A 22,842-nucleotide genomic window follows, 5' to 3' on the forward strand; every position below is an offset into this window, starting at 1 on the left:
AGGCAATGAAATGAGCGAATCGAATACAACAGAGACGAATGACCATACCGGCGCAAAAGCGAATGCCGTAGGTTCGATGAACCGGCTTTTCGCCTCGGCTTCTCAACGTCTCAACCTGACGTCGGCCTCGGACGAGCTTGCCGAAGACATTTCCACGCTTCCGGCGGTAGCGGCCGACCCGTACGCACAGCAATGGCAGATGTGGCACGAACAGCGGTTGGAGGAGCTCAAGGCACCGCACGGCTATCTCGCGCCTGCGTCCATCACATGGGTCGCCAACGGTTCCACGCAGGCGATTGACGGTATCCCGGGTGTATGGCGTGCCGAAAACGATGTGCTGACCTATTATCCGCAGTACAAGGAAGCACGGTCGCAGGCGGTCGTTGGAAAAGACAGGGAAGAGCCACGTGCGGTAACCAATGGACGAACGGTGCTCGAAGCCCCGATTTCGTTTGCCCCGAGCGCATTCGGCGAACAGGCGCTCGCGTATCTCAACTACGGCGACAAGCGCATCGAAGTCAACTCCCAGACCGATCTGGTCGACCAATCCACGCACCGTTTCTGGATTCGTGTCAAAGACCCGCATACTTTGGCCCGACAGCATTTCGACGACATCGACACGTTCCCTCTCGACCCGGAATGGCGGATTCCGGCCGTTTTCCGCCGCGCCGAACCCGACGAGTTCGATATCCACGATTCGGTGGTCAAGACGGTGCTGCAGTCCTACCCGTTGCTTGGTTTCGTTGAATTCCGGCACGAAGGTGAGGACTACTCGCTGGTCGTCTCGAATGTTTTCGGCCATGCGAGCATCTTCTTCAAAGATCCGACCAACGGCAGAGAGACCTATGGAATCGGCCGTGTGCTGCGGCTCGACGAGCTCGGCCTCGACGAGCTGGACGTGCTCGATTTCAACTATGCCTACAACTATCCCTGCGCGTTCTCCGCCTACTGCACCTGCCCGATTCCCTCGAAGCGCAATACGCTCCCGTTCGCCGTGAGGGCAGGGGAGAAGGCCCCGAATGTGGATATTGGTTGGTGACGAGACCTGCAGAACTGAAGGTTTGACGAGGTCTGACGGGATTTCGCGACGCGCCGGTTGCGCAAGGTCTTGAGAATCATGTATAGTTCTTATCTGTTGTGCGGATGTTGATTCGGTTCGTTGAATCGGTCGGTTTCACACTTCGATGGTGGCCATAGCTCAGCAGGTAGAGCATCTGATTGTGGTTCAGAAGGTCGCGCGTTCGAACCGCGTTGGCCACCCCATCAATCCCCGGAATTGCAAGGTTCCGGGGATTTTCAGTTTCAGGGCTTCATTCGTTCCAGCAACGATCAGTAACGATTGCACACGCAACCCGTACTGTGCCGACGACGTGCGGCTTGGGAATCATGGTTGCTAAGAGGTTGAGTCGATGTGCTTACCCGTTCACAGCCGGGTCAGTCTACGGATCACCGTTCCATATGGCGGATAGGCGAGGCGCAGCGTATCAGGAAACGCAGGTTTGCTGGTCACACTCTTGACGTGGCTGAATTCCAGGAAGCCGGCTTTGCCATGGTAAGAACCCATGCCGGAGGCGCCGACGCCGCCGAAGGGCAGACGGCTGGAGAGCAGATGACCGAGCGGGAGGTTGAAGCCGAGCGCCCCGGAACTGGTATGGCGTTCGAAGAGCAGACGGGTGGTCTTGGAGCGGGAAAATACATACAAGGCAAGCGGTTTCGGACGCCTGTTGATGAAGGCCACGGCTTCCTGGGCGTCTTGTACAGGAAGAATCGGCAGAATCGGACCGAAGATCTCCTCTTGCATCACCGGGTCGTCCGGCCGAACGTCGGTGAGTACGGTCGGTGCGATGTACAAGTGTTCACGATCGGTCTCGCCGCCGCTGAATGTCTTGCCATCGGCCGGCAGCAGTTTGGCGAGCCTGTCGAATTGTTTGGTATTGACGATACGTCCGAAACATTGGGATTGGGCAGGGTCGTCGCCGAAGAATTTTCTGGTGAACTCCTCGATTTTTCGCGCCAATGGCTCGACAAGTTCCGGCGTGGTCAAAACGTAATCCGGTGCCACGCAGGTCTGCCCGGCATTGGTGAAACGTCCCCAGGCAATGCGCCCGGCCGCGACGTCGAGATCGGCGTTTGCATCCACGAATACGGGGGATTTTCCGCCCAACTCCAGCGTTACCGGCGTAAGGTGCTTGGCCGCGGCCTCCATGACGATCGAGCCGACCTTGCCGCCTCCGGTATAGAAAATATGGTCGAACGATTGCTTGAGCAATTCGGTGGTTTCAGGCACCGCGCCTTGAACGACCGCAAAGGCCCGCGGGTCAAGGTATTCGCCGATCAGCCGCCCAAGCAATGCGCTGGTATTGGGGGACAGTTCGGATGGTTTGAGACATACGCAGTTGCCGGCCGCGATGGCGTCGACCATCGGCTCCAGGCTCAGCATCAGCGGGTAGTTCCATGGCGAAATCACCAGGACCACGCCTTTGGGTTCGGCTATCGTCCAGCTTCTCGCCGGCTGCATGAGCCACGGCATGGCCACGTGATGACGTCTGCTCCAGCGTTCGATACGAGGCTCGACAAACCTTATTTCGTCAAGCACCAGTTTGATTTCCATCAGTGCGGTCTCGGCTGCTGGCTTGCCCAGATCGAGGTACACCGCCAGTTCGATGTCCTTCCTATGCGCTGTCATCATGCGTTTCATGCGCTCGAGTTGTTCCCGACGCCAAGCGAGGGGACGCATTATCCCCGCGTCAAACGAGCGGTGCAATCCTATGACGGTCTGCTCGCAAGTGTCTGTCATCCTTTGTCGCCGTTTTCGTCGATATCCTCGTCGTCGGCGGGGTCCTCGTTGTCGATATCGTCGTTGATGTCGGTATATGACTTATCCCAATTGATGGTGTCGACGTAATCGATTTCGAAATTTTCGTCATCGACATCGACGACCTCTCTATTGTCCTGCTCCAACAGGCATTGGCCTTCCTCGCCCTGCTCCTGGGCGATGGCGAGTTGTTCGTCATCGACGTCGACCGACCATGTCTCGCAGGAAGTATGAATGACATGAACCAGCACTGTGGCCATACCTGTTCCTTTCGTAGAAGACGGGGCATCGGGCTTGTCGACCCGGTACTTGGGTATTCATGGTATCGCAAGGTCGGCGTTTGGCGAAACTGTTGTCTGCCGCCGGCATCTTGGGAATGCAGCGTGCCCGTTGTCTATGAATGTCGGAAGTAGTGTGTTATAGTTACTCTCTGTGTGTGCCAATGGCATGCCTTATGTAACAGGCGTGGGCATTGGGATATCCTGGAGCTTGTTGGAATGCGCGCAGCAATGCGGCGGCAGGAGAGCGAAGGGCCATCGGGCCGGTGGACTGTGGCTGTCTCATTCGATTCGTCGGTTGGGGCTGCAGCGAGGCGGCTCCGCAAGAAACAATGATTAACGAATCGGAGAACTGAAGTTGCCTACTATAGAACAACTTGTCCGTAAAGGACGTAAGGCAAAGTCAAAGAAATCCAAGACTTTGGCCTTGAAGGGCAGCCCGCTGCGTCGCGGCGTGTGCACCCGTGTGTATACCACTACACCGAAGAAGCCGAATTCCGCGTTGCGTAAGGTCGCCCGTGTGCGCCTGAGCTCCGGCATCGAAGTAACCGCCTACATTCCGGGCGAAGGGCACAACCTGCAGGAGCACTCCATCGTGCTCGTCCGCGGTGGCCGTGTGAAGGATCTTCCTGGTGTGCGTTACCACATCGTGCGCGGCGCGCTCGATACCCAGGGTGTCAAGGACCGCAAGCAGGGACGCTCCCTGTACGGCGCAAAGAAGGCGAAGTAAGAGATATGTCACGTAAAGGACCATCCAAGAAGCATCAGCTGCTCCCTGATCCGATCTACGGTTCGACCGTGGTCGCTCAGCTCATCAACAAGATCCTGCTCGACGGCAAGAAGTCGATCGCCGAGGACATCGTCTATTCCGCACTTGACATGGTCAAGGAGAAGACCGAACAGGAACCCGTCGCCGTGCTGAAGCGCGCGCTCGACAACATCCGTCCGTCCCTCGAGGTTCGTTCCCGCCGTGTCGGCGGCGCGACCTATCAGGTCCCGGTCGAGGTCAAGCCCAACCGCGCGAACGCCCTTTCGCTTCGCTGGCTCACGGACTTCTCCCGCAAGCGCCGCGAGAAGACCATGGCCGAGCGTCTCGCCAACGAGATCCTCGACGCCTCCAACGGTCTCGGTGCTTCCGTGAAGCGCCGCGAGGATACGCACAAGATGGCCGAGGCCAACAAGGCCTTCGCCCACTATCGCTGGTAATCGAAGAGACGAGTTAGGTAAGGAAAATCTATGGCACTTGATGTGCTCAGCGACCTCAATGAGGTCCGCAACATCGGCATCATGGCTCACATCGATGCCGGTAAGACAACATGTACAGAACGTATTCTGTATTACACCGGTAAGAACTACAAGATCGGCGAGACGCACGAAGGCGCCTCGACCATGGACTTCATGGCCCAGGAAAAGGAACGCGGCATCACCATTCAGTCTGCTGCGACCACCTGCTTCTGGAACCGTCAGACCCATGACGCCGACAAGAAGTTCCAGATCAACATCATCGACACCCCCGGCCACGTGGACTTCACGGCCGAGGTGGAGCGTTCGCTTCGCGTGCTTGATGGCGCCGTCGCCGTCTTCGATGGCAAGGAAGGCGTAGAGCCCCAGAGCGAGACCGTGTGGCGTCAGGCCGACAAGTACGGCGTGCCGCGCATCTGCTTCATCAACAAGATGGATAAGCTCGGAGCCGATTTCTACTACTCCGTCGACACCATCAAGAAGAAGCTCGGAGCCACCCCGCTGGTCGTCCAATTGCCGATCGGCGCCGAGAACGACTTCGTCGGCATGGTCGACCTGATCCGTATGAAGGCGTACGTCTGGAAGGACGTCACCACCGATCTGGGTGCCCACTACGACACCGTCGACATCCCCGATGACCTCAAGGACAAGGCCGAGCAGTATCGTTCGGAACTTCTCGACCAGGTGGCCGAGTCCGATGACGACCTGATGGAGAAGTACCTCGAGTCCGGCGAGATGAGCGACGAGGAGATCCGTGCAGGCATCCGCAAGCTCACCATCGAGCGCAAGGCCTACCCGGTCCTCTGTGGTTCCGCCTTCAAGGACAAGGGCATTCAGCCGCTGCTCGACGCAGTGGTCGACTACCTGCCGAGCCCTGAGGACGTCCCCGCCATCGTCGGCTTCAAGCCCGGTGACGAGTCCCAGGAGATCGACCGCAAGCCCACGATGGACGATCCGTTCGCCGCACTGGTCTTCAAGATCTCGACCCACCCCTTCTATGGCAAGCTCGTGTTCGTGCGCGTCTACTCCGGCTCCATCAAGCCCGGCGACACCGTGCTCGATTCCACGAAGGACAAGAAGGAACGCGTCGGCAAGATCTTCCAGATGCACGCCGACAAGGAGAACCCCGTCGACGCCGCAGAAGCCGGCAACATCTACACGCTCGTAGGTCTCAAGAACGTCTCCACCGGCGACACGCTGTGCGCCGACAACGCTCCTATTTCCCTCGAGTCCATGACCTTCCCGGACCCGGTGATCGAGGTCGCCGTGGAGCCGAAGACCAAGGCCGACCAGGAGAAGATGTCGATCGCGCTGGCGAAGCTCGCCGACGAGGATCCGACCTTCCAGGTCAAGACCGATGAGGAAAGCGGCCAGACGCTGATTTCCGGCATGGGCGAACTCCAGCTCGACATCATCGTCGACCGTATGCGTCGCGAGTTTAAGGTGGAGTGCAACGTGGGCAACCCGCAGGTCGCCTACCGCGAGACCATCCGCAAGGCCGTCATGAACCAGGAATACACCCACAAGAAGCAGACGGGTGGTTCCGGCCAGTTCGCAAAGGTCTTGATGAACTTCGAGCCGATCGACCCCGCCGAGGGCAAGGATTACGAGTTCGTCAACGAGGTCACCGGCGGCCACATCACCAAGGAATTCATTCCTTCGATCGATGCTGGTGTGCAGGAAGCCATGGAGTCCGGCGTGCTCGCCGGGTTCCCGGTGGTCGGCGTCAAGGCGACCGTCACCGACGGCCAGATCCACGATGTCGATTCCTCCGAGCTCGCCTTCAAGATCGCCGGTTCCATGGCGTTCAAGACCGCGGCCCCGAAGGCCAAGCCCGTCATCCTCGAGCCGATCATGGCCGTCGAGGTGCGTACGCCTGAGGAGTACATGGGCGACGTGATGGGCGACATCAACTCCCGTCGTGGCAACATCCAGGAGATGAAGGACGCCACCGGCGTCAAGGTCATCGAGGCGAAGGTCCCCTTAAGTGAGATGTTCGGCTACATCGGCGATTTGCGTTCCAAGACGCAGGGCCGTGCGATGTTCACCATGCAGATGGATTCGTATGCAGAGGTGCCGAAGGCGGTCTCCGAGGAGATCATCAAGGCCCAGCGCGGCGAATAAAATACTTCGCCCAAGGCGTGTCTGTCTCCAGTCGGCGCTAAAATTTTCTAGCGCTGACTGGGTTCGGGCACTTTGTGGCAGGTAACCCAGAAACCCAGTAAACTGTAGCGAGTATCTCGATGCCGAAAAGCTCGGGATTAACTACGAAACGTCCAGGAGGACAAGTAATGGCAGAAAAGGAAAAGTACGAGCGGACCAAGCCGCACGTTAACATTGGCACCATTGGCCACGTTGATCACGGTAAGACGACCCTGACCGCGGCCATCTCGAAGGTGCTGCACGAAGAGTACCCCGATCTCAACCCGGAGTATGACTTCGATCAGATCGACGCGGCTCCTGAAGAGAAGCAGCGTGGTATCACCATCAACATCGCCCACATCGAGTATCAGACGGCCAAGCGCCACTATGCTCACGTGGATTGCCCCGGCCACGCCGATTTCGTGAAGAACATGATCACCGGCGCCGCTCAGATGGATGGCGCGATCCTCGTCGTCGCCGCCACTGATGGCCCGATGGCTCAGACCCGCGAGCACGTTCTGCTCGCTCGTCAGGTAGGCGTGCCGAAGATTCTCGTCGCGCTCAACAAGTGCGATATGGTTGACGACGAAGAGCTCATCGAGCTCGTCGAAGAAGAGGTCCGCGACCTCCTCGAAGAAAACGGCTTCGATCGTGACTGCCCGGTCATCCGCACCTCCGCCTACGGCGCTCTGCACGATGACGCTCCGGATCACGACAAGTGGGTTCAGACGGTCAAGGACCTCATGGACGCAGTCGACGATTACATCCCGACCCCTGTCCACGATCTCGACAAGCCGTTCTTGATGCCTATCGAGGACGTCTTCACCATCTCCGGCCGTGGCACCGTGGTGACCGGCCGTGTCGAGCGTGGCCGCATCCCGGTCAACGCCCCGGCGGAGATCGTCGGTATTCGTCCGACCCAGACCACCACCGTCACCTCCATCGAGACCTTCCACAAGCAGATGGACGAGGCCGAGGCTGGCGACAACACCGGTCTGCTGCTCCGCGGCATCAACCGTGACGACGTCGAGCGCGGCCAGGTCGTGGCCAAGCCCGGCACCGTGACCCCGCACCACAAGTTCGAGGGCGAAGTCTACGTCTTGACGAAGGATGAGGGCGGCCGTCACTCGCCGTTCTTCTCCAACTACCGTCCGCAGTTCTACTTCCGCACCACCGACGTCACCGGCGTCATCACGCTGCCGGAAGGCGTCGAGATGGTTCAGCCTGGCGATCACGCCACCTTCTCCGTCGAGCTGATTCAGCCCGTCGCGATGGAAGAGGGCCTGACCTTCGCAGTTCGTGAAGGCGGCCACACCGTCGGCTCAGGCCGTGTCACCAAGGTGATCGAGTAGTTCTAGAACGTAAGTTGTAGATTTACTTACTGGTTGTGCCCCGCATCGAAAGGTGTGGGGCACAACTGTATATTGAGGATTTATCTGGAATGAATGGAAGTCATTACAGCTGATTTTGTGAATTGGGAAACTAAAAGGGGAGCATAACGATGGCAAAGACGCTACGTTATCGTATAGGTATCAAGTTTGGTCCTGAAGATGTGGCAATGGGGGCATTACAAATGTCTTCAAATGATAAACGGTGGGTCGCGTGCCCTATAACCATTCTTGACATTGATATTTTGGATTATGCAGGTTTGGGTATTGGTAAACAATCTGCTGTTTATAATTCCAAGTCAGTCGACGCGGTATCATCTGGCATCGGACGTTGGATAGATGACTTACGGGAACGCTATGGCATTGAAGAAATGATGACGATTGCTTACACTCCTCCAAAGAAGACTTCGTCTGTAAACAAGACAATAATTGGACCGTTGACACCGCAAGAAGGTATAGGGCGCAGTGCAGATGTGAAACGAATAAAAAAGAAGTATCATGTTCATTCACGCCTTCATGTCAGGAAGTTTCAGGCTTTGGAACGGCAACAAGGGCGTTGTCTCTATTGTGGTGAACGAATTGGAAGACATGCGCAGATGGATCACGTGCTCGCCAAAAGCAGAGTAGGGTCAAACTCTCATTTTGACAATCTTGTTGCCGCTTGTGCGGATTGTAACGGAAGTAAATCGGATGAGCTTTTTCTGGTGTGGCAACGCAATAATCCACAAGTTGATATCAAAGAGGTAATGAGACGGATTGATGAGGATTGGCGTCAAGATAGTTGGATGAGTGATGAACTGTGGAAACAGTATGTATCCGCAGTAAAAAGCTATTTGCTGTGTACCGGCGACATTGCACCGCGCAAGCGGGAAGTAAAAGATGATGAGATTGTGCCCACATTGAAAATCGGTGGATTTCTGCAGGAAGCAGTTATAGGAAATCGAAATAAAAAACCGATTAAACCAACGTATGGAGCTTACTCTGGACTGGCCCGGAAGCTTGCAAAGGCCTTTCGCCTCCGTCTGCAGGAAGGTTATAAAGCCGAATATAAGCAGGACAAAAGCCTGCCCAAGGCAGGGCAACGGCTCTTTATTTTTTCGACTGAAGTTCTGGAGCCAGTTTGGTCTCTTTCTGAGTTGGAAAAGGTAGCCGGTTTTTTGAATCGCCAGTCTTCTTTGGGCCATTCGATTGATTGTTTATCAAAATCTACAGTAGAGGCGTGCCTGATAGCAGCCATGCAGCCACAAATCGTCGAGATTTTGACGTTGATTCGCAAAACCATAGAATCGGGATTGTCTGGTGACACTGATTGTAAGGTAGAAGAAGTATTTGCTTCGATACAGTCGCCAAGGGATCTATGTCAATATTTGCCCAAAAATCTGAGTGAAAAAGAGAAACATTCCTTCGAAAACTGGTTGGATCATCAATTCGTATCCATAATCAGACTAGTAAATGAGAAGGCTGGGTATAGTTCAGATTTATCGCTAGTAGGTAGCAGAGAAAGAAAGAATGTATATGAAAGCTTTATAGAGTCTTGGAATGGGAAGTTGTCCGGTTCCCCTGTATATGTAGTGTCATGTTTAGTTCTGTCCGTTTGCGTGAGTTTCGTTTTGATATCTTACGGTGTTTGCCGTCATTTAAAAAAAATACAGAGAAAGAGTTGAAAAAAAGACAGATTTTATTCTAGGAGACTTCTTTATCGTAATGCCGTATAAATAAGATTATTATCTAGCATAGCTTTAGATTATTCTTACATAATTGCTATAGTCAGATACAGCTGATTACAGGAGAGGTAACAAAATATGGGGTTTATCGATCCGACTATACATTGTTATGAGAATTTTAGTAGACGAAGGAGTGTTGAGGAGCTTAATGCAGCTTCAAAAGAATCGAAAGAATGGTTTGAACATTTAAAATCTGAACTCCACGCCTTTTATATCATTCCCAATTCTGATGCGCCTATTGAGGTGCTTTCAGAGTTACAAAATATCGATGAGTTCTTTGATTCGGCCAGCGAGGAATTTGACCAAATTCAACATCATATTCAAAATGATACAGTCACTGATACTGACTGTATACGTTTAGAAGACGTTGCTCATCAGTCTGGTGAGTATCAGAGGAATTTACCTTGTGATTGGCATAACGATTATCGATTTCACCCAAAATGGCAGATTCATGGTGAATATTGGTTTGAGAATTTGGAGCAGATTTATTCTTATACTCAGGATCGTGTTGGAGAATTTGCAGAATACGATTCTTTATCAAAAAGATTAAGATTTTTTATTAAGAAGAAAGATAATTCAATGGGTGGCATTACAATAAATCAAAACGGGAATAATGTTGTTACCAACAATGGTGTAATCGGTAATTGCAATACAACTGTTGGTAATAACAATACAATTAATCCTGATGTGTACTCTAAAATTTCAGAAAGCCTAGAAGAAATTCTCAACTCTGAAAAAATAGATCATGAGGAAGAACTAAAAACTGCAATACAGAAAGCAAAAGTAGAAAGCGATAACGAAAGTCCTAACGCGAAAGGAAAATTAAAGAAGGCACTTGAAATTGCGAAAACGTTGGTTGGACCATTGAAGGATACTGTATCAGGTATTTTAATTCCCTTAATAGGACTTTTTAACTGATGACTTATCGTAGGCTGTACAGACGCCGTGGCATAATTGCTGAGGCATTTTATGGAATGCAAATCGTTTGAAAAGTAAATGACTAAGGTGACGAGACGTGGCACAAACTAGCAATGACATCAAAAACGGGTCGGTATTGAACCTGGACGGACAGCTCTGGACCGTCACGAAATTCCAGCACGTCAAGCCTGGCAAGGGGCCGGCTTTCGTGCGTACCACCATCAAGAACGTGCTTTCGGGCAAGATCGTCGACAGGACCTTCAACGCCGGCATGAAGATGGAGTTCGAAACCGTCGACAACCGTACGCTGCAGTATTCCTATGAAGAGGGTGACAGCTTCGTCTTCATGGATATGACCACCTATGATCAGGTCAACATCCCCAAGGAGCTCGTTGGCGATCAGGCAAAATACCTGCTCGAAGGCACCGACTGCATCATCAGCTTCCACGACGGCACCCCGTTGAGCGTTGAGTTGCCGGCATCCGTCGTGCTCAAGGTCACGCAGACCGAGCCGGGCGTGCAGGGCAACCGTTCGAACGCCGGTACGAAGCCCGCCACTGTCGAGACCGGTGCCGAGATCCAGGTGCCGCTCTTCGTGGGCGAAGGCGAAATGGTCAAGGTGGACACCCGCGACGGTTCCTACCTCGGCCGCGAAAACAACTGATTTTCTCTTTCCGACTTGGTACGTTACGGCCTGCCAAGTCGGAAAGCCGTATTCGCAAACGGTAATTCGCATATTTTTTACTGAGAGGCTACTGACTATATGGCACGTTCGACAGCTCGCAAGCGGGCGCTCAATACGCTCTACGAAGCGGATGAAAAGGGGCAGGACATCCCGTCGCTGCTCGCCGAACGCATTGCCGAACCGGGAGCCCAGACCCCGTTGCCGGATTACGCGATCGAGATTGTGCGAGGTGTGGCCGACGAGCAGGACGGCATCGATCACGCGCTCGACTCCCACTCCACCAAATGGCCGCTGAAACGCATGGCCGTTGTCGACAGGAACATCCTGCGGATCGCCGCCTGGGAGATTCTCTTCAATGACGAGGTCCCCGGCCGCGTGGCCATCGACGAGGCGTTGGGATTGGCGAAAACCCTTTCCGATGACGACTCGCCGGCTTTCATTCATGGTCTGCTGAGCGCGCTGTGCGATGACAAGGATACGGTCCTTGCCGACATCAAGGCGGCGCATGAAGCGCAGGCCAAGGAGAAAGCGGAACGTGAAGCGGCCGAGCGTCGTTCCAATTCGCCGACCGCTCCCGGGTTCCTCCAGTCCCGTGGCATCTCCGGCCAGGGCGATGGTGTGCCCTTTGAGACGGAATCCGAGGACGAGCCGGAGACGGAGAACGTGCAATCCGGTGATGAAGAAGATACGGATTCATCTCAGACTGCCGGCGCTGATCAGGGTGCCGACTCGTCTGACGAGAATGGCGACATTTCGGGTGAGGCAGCGAAACCGGCAGACAGCGAAAAGGAGACTTCCGACGATTCTTCCGGAACGCTCGATGGTCCTGCAGCAGCCGAAGCCGAGACATCCAAGGTTTCGGATGACGATGACGCCGTGGGCTCGTCGTCGCCCGCAGATGTGCCGATTCAGCCTGATACGGCTGGAGAGGAACAGTCGTTGCCACCGGATGGTGACGATGACTCAACAATTGTGTAGTTCGTTCTGACCGCGGTACGGTGGCCGGGCCGCGAATGTGTTTTTCCGGTCCAGTTATTCCGAGTCCGCGCACGGGCCCGGCAAAGGGGGACTCGTGGTGAGTCAGCAAGCAGCGACAACAGCACAGTATTCGAAAGACGATGCTGTGCTGTTGTTGGAAGATGGCCAGCTTTACATCGGTGAGCCTTATGGAGCGTCCGGCTCAACGTTCGGTGAGATTGTCTTCGCAACGGCCATGACCGGCTATCAGGAGACGATTACCGACCCGAGCTATGATCGGCAGATCGTCGTGCAGACATTCCCGCATATCGGCGATACCGGAGTCAACGACGAGGATCCAGAATCCAAGCGGGTCTGGGTGGCCGGCTACGTCGTGCGTCAGCCCAGCCCGAATGTCAGCAACTGGCGTGCCAACGACAGCCTTGACGATGAGCTCAAAGGCGATTCCGTCGTCGGCATCAGCGGCATCGATACGCGCAAGCTGGTCCGCCACCTGCGCCAGAGCGGCGTGATGCGCGCCGGCATTTTCTCGGGAAACGCTTTGGTCGATGAGACCAGCGGCGAGCTGAAGTCCGTGGACGTGCTGTTGGACGAAGTGCTGGCCTCGCCGAAGATGCAGGGCGCCAGGCTCTACGACCATGTCAGCACCAAGGAGACCTACACGGTCGAGCCATGCGGCGACTTCGCGGGCAAGGAGCCCCTGTTCACCGTCGCCGCCGTCGATCTCGGTATCAAAGGCATGACGCCTCATCGCTTGTCCGAACGCGGTTGCCGGGTGCACGTCGTACCTTCTACTGTTACATTCGAACAAATCAAGGCCTTGAACCCCGATGGCGTCTTCTTCTCGAACGGTCCGGGGGATCCGGAAGAGGCTGCTCCCGAGGTCGACTTGCTACGTCAGGTGCTCGACGCCGGATACCCCTTCTTTGGCATCTGCTTCGGCAACCAGCTCTTCGGACGTGCGCTCGGCTTCGATACCTACAAGCTCAAGTTCGGCCATCACGGCGTCAATCAGCCGGTGCGTGACATGACCACCGGCAAGGTCGAGATCACCGCCCACAACCACGGGTTCGCGGTCGACGCGCCAATCGGCAAAATCGTTGAATCGCCGTATGAAAACGGCAAATACGGTCGTGTGTTCGTCTCGCACATCGACCTGAACGACGATGTGGTCGAAGGCCTGCAATGTGTCGATATCCCTGCCTTCTCGGTGCAATACCACCCCGAGGCCGCCGCTGGACCCCACGACGCCGCCTATCTGTTCGACCGTTTCGTCTCGCTGATGCGTGCCCGCAAGGCGGGGGAGCCGGTTTCGTCCGTGCTTACGGCACCGACATTTTCATCTTCATCGAACACAACCGTCAATAGCCAATCCGCCGATAGCGCTGACAAGGAGAACAAGTAATGCCGAAACGTCAGGATATCAAATCCGTCATGGTCATCGGATCCGGCCCCATCGTCATCGGCCAGGCCGCGGAATTCGACTATTCGGGCACCCAGGCGTGCCGAGTGCTGCGCGAGGAGGGCATTCGCGTCATCCTCGTCAACTCCAACCCGGCCACCATCATGACCGACCCGGAAATGGCCGACGCCACCTACATCGAACCCATCGACGTGCCGATTCTCGAGCGGATCATCGCGCGTGAACGCCCGGACGCGCTGCTGCCAACGCTCGGCGGGCAAACCGCTCTGAACGCCGCCGAGGCTCTGGGCAAGGCCGGTGTGCTTGACAAATACCACGTCGAACTCATCGGTGCTTCGCTCGAGGCCATCGATCGCGGCGAGGATCGCGAACAGTTCAAGAAGGTCGTGGATTCCGTCGGGGGAGAGTCCGCAAAAAGCGATGTGGCCCATAGTCTCAAGGAAGTCGACGCCATCGTGGCCAAACTCGGCTTTCCGGTGGTCGTGCGCCCGAGCTTCACCATGGGCGGCTTGGGTTCCGGCATCGCCCACAACGAGGAGGAACTGCATCGTATCGCCGGCGCCGGCCTCCACGACTCGCCGACCAACGAGGTTCTGGTCGAAGAAGGCATCGAAGGCTGGAAGGAATACGAGCTCGAGCTGATGCGCGACCGTAACGACAACGTTGTGGTCGTCTGCCCGATCGAGAACGTGGATCCTGTCGGCGTGCACACCGGTGATTCCATCACCGTCGCCCCGACCTTCACGCTCACCGACCGCGAATACCAGAAGATGCGCGACCTCGGCATCGCCATCATCCGCGGCGTCGGCGTCGACACCGGCGGCTGCAACATCCAGTTCGCGGTCAATCCCAAGAACGGCCGCATCATCATCATCGAGATGAATCCGCGCGTCTCCCGTTCCTCGGCGCTGGCCTCGAAAGCCACCGGCTTCCCGATCGCCAAGATCGCCACGAAACTCGCGCTGGGCTATACGCTTGACGAGATCCAAAACGATATCACGCAATCCACGCCGGCATGCTTCGAGCCGACCATCGACTACGTGGTCACCAAGGTGCCGCGCTTCACCTTCGAGAAGTTCCCGGGCGCCGACCCGACGCTCACTACCTCGATGAAGTCGGTGGGCGAGGCGATGGCCTTGGGAGGCAACTTCCAGGAGTCGCTGGGCAAGGCCATGCGTTCCATCGACAAGCGCCACATGGGCTTCAGCTGGGACGGAACCAAGCCGGATCAGGCCGAGGTCGACCAGCTGCTCGAAGACATGCGCACCCCCACCGAGAACCGCTACCTGCAGGTGCAACGCGCGCTTTGGGGCGGGGCCACGCTTGAACAGCTTTACGACGCCACCAAGATCGACCCGTGGTTCCTGCGTCAATTCGAGCTGATCAACCAGACCGCGATGGAAGTGCGGTTCACTGAAATCCTGTCGGCCAGGCTCCTGAAGAAGGCCAAGCTGGCCGGGCTTTCCGACCTGCAGATCGCGCATCTGCGCCACTTGGGCGACGAGGGCGAGAACACGATCCGCGAGCTGCGCCATAGCTACGGCCTGCGCCCGGTCTACAAGACCGTCGACACCTGCGCTGCCGAATTCGACGCGGTAACCCCGTATTACTATTCCTGCTACGCGGACGAATCCGAACTCAAACCGCGCGACCGCGAGGCCGTCATCATTTTGGGATCCGGCCCCAACCGCATCGGCCAGGGCATCGAGTTCGACTACACCTGCGTGCATGCGGTGCAGGAATTGGGCAAGGACTATGACACGATCATGGTCAATTGCAACCCCGAGACCGTCTCCACCGACTACGACATGTCCGACCGGCTCTACTTCGAGCCGCTCACCTTCGAAGACGTCATGGAGATCTACGACGCCGAGAAGAAGCTGGGCCCGATCAAGGGCGTCATCGTCCAGCTCGGCGGCCAGACCCCGCTTTCGCTGGCCGCGCGTCTCAAAGCCGCCGGTGTCCCGATTCTCGGAACGTCGCCGGAATCCATCGACCTGGCCGAAAACCGCGAGCTCTTCGGCGAGGTGCTGCGTCGTGAACACCTGAACGCCCCGCGCTACGGCACAGCCCTGAACATGGATGAGGCGCGCGAAGCCGCCCATTCCATCGGCTACCCGGTGCTGGTGCGCCCCAGCTACGTGCTCGGCGGACGTGGCATGGAAATCGTCTACGACGACGAGCAACTGGAGAAATACGTCAACCGTGCGCTCGACGAAGCCAAGGCCGATACCGTGGTTTCCGGACGTCTGCCCTCGCCGCTGCTGATCGACAAATTCCTGCAGGACGCCATCGAAATCGATGTCGATGCGCTTTACGACGGCAAGGAGCTCTACATCGGCGGCATCATGGAGCACGTTGAGGAGGCCGGTGTCCACTCCGGCGACGCGGCCTGCACCCTGCCTCCCTCGACTCTTTCGGACGATCAGATCCAGCGTCTGCGCAAGGCGACATTGGCCATTGCCGAAGGCTGTGGTGTACGAGGCGTGATGAACGTCCAGTTCGCTTACATGGCCAACACGCTCTACGTCATCGAGGCCAACCCGCGTGCCTCCCGCACCATCCCGTTCGCTTCCAAGGCCACCGGTGTGGCACTGGCCAAGGCCGCCGCCCGCATCATGGTGGGGGAGAGCGTCGCCGACCAGCGCAGGCGTGGATTGCTCCTGCCCAAGGGCGACGGCGGCACCATCCGTCCGGGTCAGCAGGTCGCCGTCAAGGAATCCGTCTTGCCGTTCAAGCGTTTCCGCACGGTCGCCGGCAAATCCGTCGATACCCTGCTCGGCCCCGAGATGCACTCGACCGGCGAGGTCATGGGCTTCGACCGCGACTTCCCTCACGCCTTCGCCAAGTCCCAGCTCGCCGCCTATGCCGGCGGACTGCCGACACAAGGCAATGTGTTCCTCTCGGTCTCCGACACCGACAAGCGCCAGCTGCCGCTGATCGCCACCAGACTTCAGGAGCTCGGCTTCACCGTCTGCGCCACCGAAGGCACCGCTTCCGTACTGCGTCGCTATGGCATCGAGTGCAAGGTCGTCGGCAAGATCTCCGAGACCTCTGAACGCAGGCAGGAGCTGAAGGCCGAATACGGTGACGATTACATCGACAAGAATCCTGTGGAGATGATCGAGTCCCGGGAGATCAACATGGTTCTGAACACCCCGAGCACCCGCAGCTCCCGTTCCGACGGCTACGCCATCCGCGCCGCCGCCGTGATTGCCGATATCCCGCAGTTCACCACCATCACCGAGTTCTCCGCAGTCCTGCTCGCCATCGAGGCGGTCAAGGCCGACGACTATCAGGTGATGAGCATCCAGGAGCACGCCAAGCAGCTCTTCGCTTCCGAAATGGAGTAGCCGAAACGGACGTTTTCTCGCGTGTAGCTCTGCGATCATGCGAGAAAACGTCCCCGCTTTGCCTGAGCCAAGAATGGTTTTGCCGTCTGGAATCCCCGTATAACGCTGTTCTGTACTGACAAATGACTTCAAAGATGAAACGCATGAATCGTAAAAAGAACAAAAAGGTCATGGCCTTCATTTTGGCTTGCCAGATTGCCATCATTGCATTGGTATGTGGAGGCTTGTTGTTGCGGGACAGCCCCCTTGCGGAGGTTGAGTATAGTCTTTCAAGAATCTGGCCGGTGGTCGACCAGAAGGTCCACCTCCCTCAATCTCAGTTGGATAAGGGCAAAGTCGTCACTCTTGCGATGCGTTCCAGCCTGCCACCTGTTGAGAGGGGCAATTTTGCTTTGGATGCGGGTGGTTGGTACATGAAGGGCTTCAAATATGTGGTGGATATCGGGATTGCGGAAGCGGTTCCGCTCAATGAACGCGATAGGAACGGTACGGTAAAACAAGAGTCCTGGAACGATGGCCAAGACGATGCCAAAGCACATGTCGCGATGAGCAAGAGTGCGGATGACAAAGACAACGACGGTTTGGCAATTGGTGAGACCAAGGATTTTCCTGATGACGGCTGTTCGCTTACGTTGATCGGGTTGAAGGGTTACGCGCCTGTGCCACAACCGGGGAATATGGTTGGAGGAAACAACGATGGCTACGCTACGGTGTTGGTAACGCCGTATCAGAACGGGCCTGTGGTCAAGAAGAGTGCACAGGAGCCAGAGGACGATTCCGGCAAAGGTACGACGCGAACGGTGAAAGTCGGCAGCATTACCCATATCGACAAGTTGAATGTTTTTGCGCCATACACGCTTGATCATGACAAGCAAGGATATTCCGCGATTTTTTGCGTACAGGATTATGCGTCCAGAGGTTCATATCAGCGTTGTATGCCTAACAAATATACGCGTTTAAGACTTGGCGAGACAAAGACCTATCACACCAGCACCGGCAGCTCGGATGTCGATAATGTGGAATGGTCGCTGACTCTGCAAGCTCTCACTCAATCAGACGGTCTCCAGGCGTTCACCATCCAAGTCAAACGCCAGTAAGCTCGCGCGACGCGGTTGATGCGGTGTCAACATTTGTGATATCTGATTTAGTTGTTCTGGTGAGCTTGGCTTCTGCTGTTATCGATTGAGATTTTGTAGATATTCTCGTGCAGACATGCTATTGACATTCGAGGATTGGAAAGCTGCGGAGTCTCTGGTGATGATGACATCAGCATTATTATGTTCCGCGACCGCACGGATGAGACCGTCTTCAAAATCTGGTTCAGTGGAATAGGCCGATTCCCGGCATTCTGCCATACCTGTCGGTGGTACATCGAAAATGATTAGAAATGCCCGAATCAATGCCCTGCATGCTGGCTCACCGATGTATTTGCGGCAGATATAATAACAGTCCTTCAAAGAACCGGAGGTGACGTAACCGGTATCCTTACCGTCGACCAAGTGTGCCAACAGCTGCTCGTCATACACATGTTCAGGCCGATCAGGCACTATGTAATCGACAAGGATGTTGGTGTCGACCAGCAGCTTTAGACATCGCGGTTCTCCAGTTCTGCACGCAATTCGTCATCACTCATGGTGGCGAGTCTTGTCCCTCTGGGAACTTTTGATACGATTCCTTGCGCATTGGCGAATGCTTCCTTGCGTGCGCCGCGTTGTGTGCCGTTCATCCTGGTGAATCGTGGCACCACGCCGGTTTGTGCGATAGTCGACCACAGTTGGTTGATCAGTTTGTCGGCAGTCAAACCGGACTTGCGGATATAGGAATCCGCCAATTCCTCGGTCCGCTTGTCAATAGTCGCAGACACTGTTGCGGTGGCCATGCCGGTCTCCTTCGCTGGTTGGTGCAACGTCTAATGGCAAAAGCATATCAGCTATCTGTCAGACATCGCGATTGGCTCATCTTGCGTAAAGCCGGGATGCACAGCGCTTTGTGTCATGTTGTGGTATATGTGAAACGCATGGGAGGAAAGCCTGAGAAGAGTATGGGAAAAGAATCGCACTACTCCGATTCGGGCGTTTCGCTACACTGGAACCATCTATTTCAGGAGCGGAGATTATGAGCGTTGGTAATGAAGAGCATGTCGCTGGGCAGTCGCACAAGGGCCGTTTGATTGTCTTGACCGGGCCGACGGCCGTGGGCAAGGGAACCGTCGAGGCGAATCTACTCAGCAAACATCCTGAAGTCTGGGTTTCGGTTTCCGCCACCACACGCGATCCGAGGCCGGGGGAGGTCAACGGCAAGAACTACTGGTTCATGGATGAGGCAGAATTCGTAGCCAAGGAAAAACAGAACTGGTTCCTCGAAACCGCGGTCGTACATGGCATGGCCCATTACGGCACACCTCTGCAGCCGGTGCTCGATCACTTGGCCAAAAATATTCCTACGATTCTTGAGATCGACCTGCAAGGTGCCCGCCGCGTCAAGCAGCGTGCCGCCGAACTCAATCTTGAGATCGTCTCGGTATTCATCGCCCCGCCGAGTTACGACGAGCTGGTCAAGCGCTTGATCGGCCGTGGCACGGAGAATGAGGAACAACGTAAAAAGCGTCTGGAGACCGCGAAGGTCGAGCTGGCCGCCGAGCCGGAATTCGACGTCAAGATCGTCAACGACACCGTCGATCGCGCCGCCGACGAGCTCTGGGACGTCATCGCCAAGGAATACGGCATCAATAATTGAGTGAGGACTCATTGGCATTTCTCGTAGAGGGAGTTATTCAAAAATCTTGACTGTATTCTTTCCTTGGATATCAGTGTCAGACGAATTGGTCTTTTCTGATTTGCCGTTTACACTTGTTGTATTCGGTTTTAGCACTGTTGCAATGATTGGATTCGACATCGACGGTTGAAGGATACTCTTATGAAAGATATCGATTGGAAAGAGAACGCGATAGTTTTCGTCATCACCCTTGTCACTTATTTTGTGCTGGGGATTTTCTGGTTTGACCATGGGCATTTTTTGGCGGCATTGACTGATCCGAAGCTTTGGTCTCAAGCTATAGGTCTCTCCGCGGTCTTGGTGGTCGTGCATGTTGTCGAAGACATGCACAAGGCGAAAAAGAAGCGTGAGGCAGAACACTCATCGAGCGCGAGCAAACAATAGCTCTGTTTTTTATTAGTCATGGTTGTGCTTGATGATTGATGTGTATGATTCCGTATCGGCATTTCCATAACAGTGGCCCTGCATATGAATGAAGTCATATGCAGGGCCACTTGTGATTAATAAATAAACCACTAGTACATCACGCAAGACCGCTGAGCTTGTTGATTAATTCAGGATCGCGGGCCGAGCCGTAAAGCGGGGAGTCCTGTGGACTCCCCGTAGGCGAGGTGAGCGGCCGCTAAGGCCGTGAAGGCTACTTGAGCCCTGAGAGCTGATTTATCAGCTCGGGGTCTCTAGTAGCCCCCTTGTCAGCAGAACGGGCGAAGGCGGCGTAGGCCTTGAGCGCGAGGCTGACCTTGCGGTCGCGGTGGGCGACGTAGCCGTCTCCGGCTTCGAGCTCCTTGCGACGTTCATCGAACTGCTCGTCGGTGAGTTCCACGTTGATGGTGCGGTTGGGGATGTCGATGTCGATCATGTCGCCGTCCTTGATCAGGGCGATCGGGCCCTTGTTGGCCGCCTCGGGGGCGACGTGGCCGATGGCCAGACCTGACGAACCGCCGGAATAGCGGCCGTCGGTGATCAGCGCGACGTCACGCCCGATACCCTTGCCCTTGACGAACGAGGTGGGGTAGAGCATTTCCTGCATGCCCGGGCCTCCCTTGGGACCTTCGTAGCGGATGACCAGCGCTTCGCCCTTTTTGAGCTTGTCGCCCAGGATGACCTCGACGGCCTGTTCCTGGGACTCGACGATGTGGGCCGGCCCGCGGAACTTCCAGATGTTCTCGGGCACGCCCGCGGTCTTGACCACGCAGCCGTCGGGGGCGAGGTTGCCGCGCAGAATCGCGAGGCCGCCTTCCTTCACGGCCGGATGGTCGATGTCGTGGATGGCGCCATTGACGCGGTCGGTGTCAAGCGAATCGGAGAGCGTCTCGTGCGTGAACGGCTCGGGGGACTTGATGTGGCCCGGGGCTGCGCGGTAGAGTTCCTTGGCCTTGTCGAGGCAGGTCGGGCGCATGATGTCCCAATCGTTGAGCTTGGCCTGAAGCGTCGGATAATCGACCGAATGCACGTCCTGGTTGAGCTTGCCGGCACGGTCGAGCTCGCCGAGGATGCCACAGATGCCACCGGCGCGATGCACGTCGGAGATCTCCCAGTCGCCGGAGGGGCTGGCCTTGCAGATGCAGGGCACGGTGTGACTGATGCGTTCGATGTCATCGAGCGTGAAGTCGACGTCGGCGCTCTGCGCGGCGGCGAGGATGTGCAGCACGGTGTTGGTCGAGCCGCCCATGGCCACGTCCATGGTCATGGCGTTCTCGAAGGCGTGCTTGGTGGCGATGGCGCGCGGCAGCACGCTCTCGTCGTCCTCGTTGTAATAGCGGTTCGCCAGCTCGACGATCATCTTGCCCGCGCGCTCGAAGAGCTGCTTGCGATAGCCGTGCGAGGCGAGCGTGGTACCATTGCCAGGCAGGGCCAGGCCGAGTGCCTCGGTCAGGCAGTTCATCGAATTGGCGGTGAACATGCCGGCGCAGGAGCCGCAGGTGGGGCAGACGGTCTTCTCGTAGGCCAGCAGGTCCTCGTCGGAAACGTTGTCGTCGGCGGAGGCATACATCACGTCGATCAGGTCGGTGGTCTCGGTATTGCCGTTGGACAGGGTTGTCGAACCGGCCTCCATCGGTCCGCCTGAGACGAAGATGGTGGGGATGTTGAGCCTCAGCGCGGCCATGAGCATGCCGGGTGTGATCTTGTCGCAGTTGGAGATGCAGATCAGGGCGTCGGCGCAGTGCGCGTTGACGGAGTATTCAATGGCGTCGGCGATGATGTCGCGGCTCGGCAGCGAGTAGAGCATGCCGGTGTGGCCCATGGCGATGCCGTCGTCGACGGCGATGGTATTGAACTCGCGGGGGATGCCGCCAGCTTCGCGTACGGCCTTGGAGACGAGGCGTCCGACCTTGTTGAGGTGGACATGGCCGGGCACGAACTCGGAGAACGAGTTTGCGATGGCGACGATGGGTTTCTTGCCCAAGTCGTCTCCGGCCACGCCTGCGGCGCGATAGAGTGCTCGGGCACCGGCGAACATGCGGCCGGTCATGATATTATGTGAGCGCATTTGCATGGTTCAATTTATACGTTGGCTGCCATGCCGTCTGTTGCGTTTCGACCGCATAATGAACGGTTTTTTAGAAATTGCACGGTATGTGGGATACGCAGGTACCGAAATCATGGTATAGGCGTATACTAGAGATTTTGGATAGCTTTATTCTTTTTTAGGGAGCAAACAATATGGCATTTGGCACCGAGCCCACACCGAGCGGTCTTGCCGATCCGACGATTGACCAGCTGATGGAGAAGAGCGAGCACAACAAGTACTCGCTGTCGATTTTCGCGGCGAAGCGCGCCCGTCAGATCAACTCCTACTTCACCCAGCTCAACGAGGGTCTGTTGCAGAATGTCGGCCCGCTGGTGGAGTACCAGAACAACGAGAAGCCGCTTTCCATCGCCTTCCGCGAAATCAACGAAGGTCTGCTGGAAGAGACGCTCGGCGAGGACGACCTGAGTGAAGGCAGCCTCGACTAGTCTCGTTCTTCATTTTTTAAAGCCCGATTCCGCTATGGAGTCGGGCTTTGTTTTTCTCTATGCTATGCGTGTCAATCGGTGCGTTGAAATAGAGACATAAGGGTAGGCTTGCTTTCCGTATGTATACACGTCAGCCGCCTCAAACGGCTCTGGCATGGAAGAA

Annotated in this window: 19 protein-coding genes, 1 tRNA gene and 1 pseudogene; 16 read left to right on the forward strand and 5 right to left on the reverse strand. The window is 56.2% G+C overall.

Annotation, left to right across the window (positions count from 1 at the left end):
• Positions 1 to 10: 10 nt before the first annotated feature.
• Together OZX71_RS03385 and OZX71_RS03390 are read left to right on the forward strand one after the other, a co-directional pair.
• On the forward strand, positions 11 to 1,039 hold the full coding sequence (locus OZX71_RS03385) for a DUF1684 domain-containing protein (RefSeq protein ID WP_277160510.1): 1,029 nt from the start codon (positions 11 to 13) through the stop codon (positions 1,037 to 1,039).
• Positions 1,040 to 1,187: 148 nt separating this feature from the next.
• Positions 1,188 to 1,263: transfer RNA gene (locus OZX71_RS03390), tRNA-His, on the forward strand.
• Positions 1,264 to 1,423: 160 nt separating this feature from the next.
• On the opposite strand, the gene OZX71_RS03395 is transcribed toward OZX71_RS03390, so the two are convergent.
• Both OZX71_RS03395 and OZX71_RS03400 read right to left on the reverse strand, forming a co-directional pair.
• Positions 1,424 to 2,797 carry an aldehyde dehydrogenase family protein gene (locus tag OZX71_RS03395; RefSeq protein WP_277160511.1) on the reverse strand — a complete coding sequence of 458 codons (1,374 nt, stop codon included), beginning with the start codon at positions 2,795 to 2,797 and terminating at the stop codon, positions 1,424 to 1,426.
• On the reverse strand, positions 2,794 to 3,075 hold the full coding sequence (locus OZX71_RS03400) for a hypothetical protein (RefSeq protein WP_277147059.1): 282 nt from the start codon (positions 3,073 to 3,075) through the stop codon (positions 2,794 to 2,796). The genes OZX71_RS03395 and OZX71_RS03400 overlap by 4 nt, the downstream gene beginning before the upstream one ends.
• Positions 3,076 to 3,451: 376 nt before the next feature.
• On the opposite strand from OZX71_RS03400, the gene rpsL reads away from it, so the two are divergent.
• The 11 genes and pseudogenes from rpsL to OZX71_RS03455 all read left to right on the forward strand — a co-directional run bounded on the left by rpsL (position 3,452) and on the right by OZX71_RS03455 (position 18,043).
• Positions 3,452 to 3,823 (forward strand): 30S ribosomal protein S12, encoded by a 372-nt coding sequence (gene rpsL, locus OZX71_RS03405; RefSeq protein ID WP_277141808.1) that lies wholly within the window; start codon positions 3,452 to 3,454, stop codon positions 3,821 to 3,823.
• A 5-nt stretch (positions 3,824 to 3,828) separates the two neighbouring features.
• Positions 3,829 to 4,299, forward strand: coding sequence for a 30S ribosomal protein S7 (rpsG, locus tag OZX71_RS03410; protein ID WP_277147056.1), 471 nt, complete (start codon positions 3,829 to 3,831; stop codon positions 4,297 to 4,299).
• A gap of 30 nt (positions 4,300 to 4,329) precedes the next feature.
• Positions 4,330 to 6,459, forward strand: a complete 2,130-nt coding sequence (gene fusA, locus OZX71_RS03415; RefSeq protein ID WP_277147054.1) for an elongation factor G — start codon at positions 4,330 to 4,332, stop codon at positions 6,457 to 6,459.
• Between the two features lie 167 nt (positions 6,460 to 6,626).
• Entirely contained in the window at positions 6,627 to 7,829 is a 1,203-nt protein-coding gene (tuf, locus tag OZX71_RS03420; protein ID WP_277147052.1) for an elongation factor Tu, read from the forward strand.
• Between the two features lie 149 nt (positions 7,830 to 7,978).
• A complete protein-coding gene (locus tag OZX71_RS03425; RefSeq protein WP_277160512.1) occupies positions 7,979 to 9,529 on the forward strand; it encodes an HNH endonuclease in 1,551 nt (516 codons plus the stop codon).
• A 138-nt stretch (positions 9,530 to 9,667) separates the two neighbouring features.
• Positions 9,668 to 10,507 carry a hypothetical protein gene (locus OZX71_RS03430; protein ID WP_277160513.1) on the forward strand — a complete coding sequence of 280 codons (840 nt, stop codon included), beginning with the start codon at positions 9,668 to 9,670 and terminating at the stop codon, positions 10,505 to 10,507.
• Between the two features lie 97 nt (positions 10,508 to 10,604).
• Complete coding sequence (efp, locus tag OZX71_RS03435; RefSeq protein ID WP_277160514.1) at positions 10,605 to 11,171, forward strand: elongation factor P; 567 nt, start codon at positions 10,605 to 10,607, stop codon at positions 11,169 to 11,171.
• Positions 11,172 to 11,270: 99 nt separating this feature from the next.
• A pseudogene (gene nusB / locus OZX71_RS03440) lies at positions 11,271 to 11,762 on the forward strand (transcription antitermination factor NusB); the annotation flags it as partial.
• A gap of 505 nt (positions 11,763 to 12,267) precedes the next feature.
• On the forward strand, positions 12,268 to 13,575 hold the full coding sequence (gene carA, locus OZX71_RS03445; protein WP_277160515.1) for a glutamine-hydrolyzing carbamoyl-phosphate synthase small subunit: 1,308 nt from the start codon (positions 12,268 to 12,270) through the stop codon (positions 13,573 to 13,575).
• Positions 13,575 to 16,946 (forward strand): carbamoyl-phosphate synthase large subunit, encoded by a 3,372-nt coding sequence (gene carB / locus OZX71_RS03450; protein ID WP_277160516.1) that lies wholly within the window; start codon positions 13,575 to 13,577, stop codon positions 16,944 to 16,946. The genes carA and carB overlap by 1 nt, the downstream gene beginning before the upstream one ends.
• Positions 16,947 to 17,089: 143 nt before the next feature.
• Positions 17,090 to 18,043: a hypothetical protein gene (locus OZX71_RS03455; protein ID WP_277160517.1), complete on the forward strand. Its 954-nt coding sequence runs from the start codon at positions 17,090 to 17,092 to the stop codon at positions 18,041 to 18,043.
• A 78-nt stretch (positions 18,044 to 18,121) separates the two neighbouring features.
• On the opposite strand, the gene OZX71_RS03460 is transcribed toward OZX71_RS03455, so the two are convergent.
• Positions 18,122 to 18,565 (reverse strand): PIN domain-containing protein, encoded by a 444-nt coding sequence (locus OZX71_RS03460; protein ID WP_348519534.1) that lies wholly within the window; start codon positions 18,563 to 18,565, stop codon positions 18,122 to 18,124.
• On the reverse strand, positions 18,532 to 18,825 hold the full coding sequence (locus tag OZX71_RS03465; protein ID WP_277147040.1) for a hypothetical protein: 294 nt from the start codon (positions 18,823 to 18,825) through the stop codon (positions 18,532 to 18,534). Before OZX71_RS03465 ends, OZX71_RS03460 begins: the two co-directional genes overlap by 34 nt.
• 236 nt (positions 18,826 to 19,061) lie before the next feature.
• On the opposite strand from OZX71_RS03465, the gene gmk reads away from it, so the two are divergent.
• Both gmk and OZX71_RS03475 read left to right on the forward strand, forming a co-directional pair.
• Positions 19,062 to 19,682, forward strand: a complete 621-nt coding sequence (gene gmk, locus OZX71_RS03470; protein WP_277147038.1) for a guanylate kinase — start codon at positions 19,062 to 19,064, stop codon at positions 19,680 to 19,682.
• Between the two features lie 180 nt (positions 19,683 to 19,862).
• Complete coding sequence (locus tag OZX71_RS03475) at positions 19,863 to 20,105, forward strand: hypothetical protein (protein WP_277147036.1); 243 nt, start codon at positions 19,863 to 19,865, stop codon at positions 20,103 to 20,105.
• 253 nt (positions 20,106 to 20,358) lie between these two features.
• Here OZX71_RS03475 and ilvD read toward each other — a convergent pair whose 3' ends face one another.
• On the reverse strand, positions 20,359 to 22,218 hold the full coding sequence (gene ilvD / locus OZX71_RS03480) for a dihydroxy-acid dehydratase (protein WP_277147034.1): 1,860 nt from the start codon (positions 22,216 to 22,218) through the stop codon (positions 20,359 to 20,361).
• A gap of 167 nt (positions 22,219 to 22,385) precedes the next feature.
• On the opposite strand from ilvD, the gene rpoZ reads away from it, so the two are divergent.
• Entirely contained in the window at positions 22,386 to 22,679 is a 294-nt protein-coding gene (gene rpoZ, locus OZX71_RS03485) for a DNA-directed RNA polymerase subunit omega (protein WP_277147032.1), read from the forward strand.
• Positions 22,680 to 22,842: the final 163 nt, after the last annotated feature.

Origin of the sequence: Bifidobacterium sp. ESL0764 (genome assembly GCF_029395515.1) — a bacterium.
Taxonomy (GTDB): Bacteria; Actinomycetota; Actinomycetes; order Actinomycetales; family Bifidobacteriaceae; genus Bifidobacterium.